Genomic DNA, 2,575 nt, shown 5'->3' with positions numbered 1-2,575 from the left:
GAAATTAGGTGTCACGACGGAACAAGTAAGGTAGGCGCTGTTAGCCAATAGGTTAATAATCCACGAATATCAGCATGATAACCGACGAAATTACTGGCTTCATTCTATGCGTTAACTCACTCAACTTAAGAGAAGAAAAATTATGGCTCGAAAAAAGGCAGAGGTTTTTATGGTTTAACTTGACGTGGGGAGTCATACCAACGCCACGCTAATGGGCAAATAATTGTTGGCTAAAATAAACGACGGAGGAGCAAAAGCCAACTGTTATTTGTCCCGTTAAGCGCCTTGTTAGCCATTTTTAAAGGGCGTACACTCGTCCGATTCTAATAATTTATTTAATGTGTCATAAATGAAGTTTATTAGTGAGTTAGCATCTTTGACACTAGTAAAACCAGCGGATTCAGGTGTTTCTGTTTTAACATTTCCAAGAACATCTAACCAAAGAGCTAAAATAGGCTTTTCGCTAATAAACACATCATCACGACTCTTAATTAAATATGCTGTCACTTGCCCTAAATTACTTTCACCATTAAGAACAAGCCCTAGTCTAATTTCAATTTCTTTTCCTAAAGCCTCAATCCTTAAGTTATGTGAATCGGAAGGTAAAACAGAAACACCTTTAATTTCTGATAACTTATGTTCAGGGTTACTGAGAAATTCATTAAATTGACTTTCAAATTTTGGATAATCATTTGAAGCTCGATCTACTTTGTAATCGCCTTGGTTCATTATATCTCCTTGAATGGCTAACGCTTTGCTAAGGGGCAATTTACTGTTGGCTAAACTTGCGCGAAGCGCCAAGCCAACTGTTAATTGTCCCAGTGAGTTTACGAACGAACTTAAGCAACTTGTTAGCTGCCTTTTTCACCTATAATTGCTTTATTCAAGTGGGATGATGTTAGAGGAACTTTTGTTCTATTTTTACCTTTTACACTTTCCCAAACGCAATGGGAAGGTACAGTTTTCCCACCACAAACCCAAACATCATATTGATCTACCTTTAAATTATAAGAAGACCATTTGTAGCAATCCTCTTGAAAGGGCATTGAGTCCACTACAATTTCACCATTTATAAAGACATCCAATTTAGCCCCAGGGTTTGCGCCACAGGCGCCTCTAGGAGAGGCTTTCCGATAACTTAATTGCGCTTCTATTTCCATATCTTTTATGGTGCACTTATGAGTCGTATTGCCGCCGACAAAAAGTCCATGCTTCTTTGCTATGTCTTTGTATACCAACTCCATGTCGTAACCGGGTTCGTAGTATTCCTCAATATTAGCAGCTCCCGTAGAAGTGATTTCAAAAAGCCCAATCTCCTCTGCACAGGTAATCTTAGCCATCTTGTAGTAATAATCAGCTTTAGCTTCATATGTTGGTGCTAGACATATCAAAAGTATTAGAATTAATCGCATAAGTTCCCTTGGCAGCTAACGCCCAAATAATGGGCAAATATCAGTTGGTTAAAATAGCGACGCAGGAGCAAAAACCAACTGTTATTTGTCCTGATTAATTTGCTTGTTAGCTGTACTTTTCTTTGTTGAACATTTTAGGCATTCGAACTGCGGCAATAAATGCAATAACAAATACTACTGCAATATATGCAAACCAAGATATTTGGTACAAACCCAATAAATTACTTAGGGTGTGCGACATGAAAAATACCAAAGTTGCTGAGAACGCTAAATGCTTTATAGCTAAGGACTCTTTTATTTTAAGTTGCCCTAAATAAAAGCCCGCACCACCTATTAAACCAGCAACTATTACACTTAGAGCTATATTTAGAATACTAATATCTACACCAGATTTATAAACAGAGTAGTAACGTAGAAGAAAACCGAAAATAATCAGGAATGCAGTAAATATGCTTGATTGTTTGATAATGCTCAATGGAACTCCTTGTACAGCTAACGCCCAATTAACGGGCTAAAAATTGTGGGCTAAAATGGAGCGAAGCGAACAGCCCACTGTTTTTAGTCCTGTTGAATTGCTTGTTATACGCAATTTTTACGCTCTACACTAGGCAGTAATAATGATTGATAATAATTGGGATCAAACATCTCGTCCCACTCTCTTAAACCATAAAATGCAGCAAGAAATTTTCTTATACTTCCTGAACCAATCATAGATGCACCAATCCACCCATTTGACATAGTCTCTCTATACGGTAGAAGCTTATCTTCAACTTGATTAGGTAAATTTGCAATTCGTTGCCATTGACCTGAGTTAAATAGATCTCTCGTAACAAACTGGCAGCAAATTGGATTATCGAAGTTTAATGGCGCTTCGTCGAGTTCTGTTACACGACAGTCGAAAAATACACAAGTAATACTATTTAGCACTTCCCTTTGTTCTTCGATAATTTGACCAAGTACAAAAGAGTTATCTTCGATTGGAACCCAAAATGTATCACCAACCTTTACTCTTTGACGGGGCATAATCTTCCTTGCGTATAACGCCCAAATAATGGGCAAAAAATAGTTGGTAAAAATAGCGACGCAGGAGCAAAACCAACTTTTTTTTGTCCTGTTAATTTGCTTGTTATGTTTTTCTTTTATACCGAGATATTATTCGTTTG

4 protein-coding genes are annotated in these 2,575 nt (G+C 37.4%); all 4 read right to left on the bottom strand.

Annotated elements, in window-relative coordinates:
• Nucleotides 1-288: 288 nt before the first annotated feature.
• On the bottom strand, nt 289-729 hold the full coding sequence (locus ND2E_RS04140; RefSeq protein ID WP_033095245.1) for a hypothetical protein: 441 nt from the start codon (nt 727-729) through the stop codon (nt 289-291).
• A gap of 122 nt (nt 730-851) precedes the next feature.
• Entirely contained in the window at nt 852-1,412 is a 561-nt protein-coding gene (locus ND2E_RS04145; RefSeq protein ID WP_033095244.1) for a hypothetical protein, read from the bottom strand.
• A 106-nt stretch (nt 1,413-1,518) separates the two neighbouring features.
• Nucleotides 1,519-1,887, bottom strand: coding sequence for a hypothetical protein (locus tag ND2E_RS04150; RefSeq protein WP_033095243.1), 369 nt, complete (start codon nt 1,885-1,887; stop codon nt 1,519-1,521).
• A 104-nt stretch (nt 1,888-1,991) separates the two neighbouring features.
• Complete coding sequence (locus ND2E_RS04155; RefSeq protein WP_033095242.1) at nt 1,992-2,435, bottom strand: Imm26 family immunity protein; 444 nt, start codon at nt 2,433-2,435, stop codon at nt 1,992-1,994.
• Nucleotides 2,436-2,575: the final 140 nt, after the last annotated feature.

Source organism: Colwellia psychrerythraea (genome assembly GCF_000764225.1).
Taxonomy (GTDB): Bacteria; Pseudomonadota; Gammaproteobacteria; order Enterobacterales; family Alteromonadaceae; genus Colwellia; species Colwellia psychrerythraea_D.
This window is presented reverse-complemented; position numbering and strand designations above follow the sequence as displayed.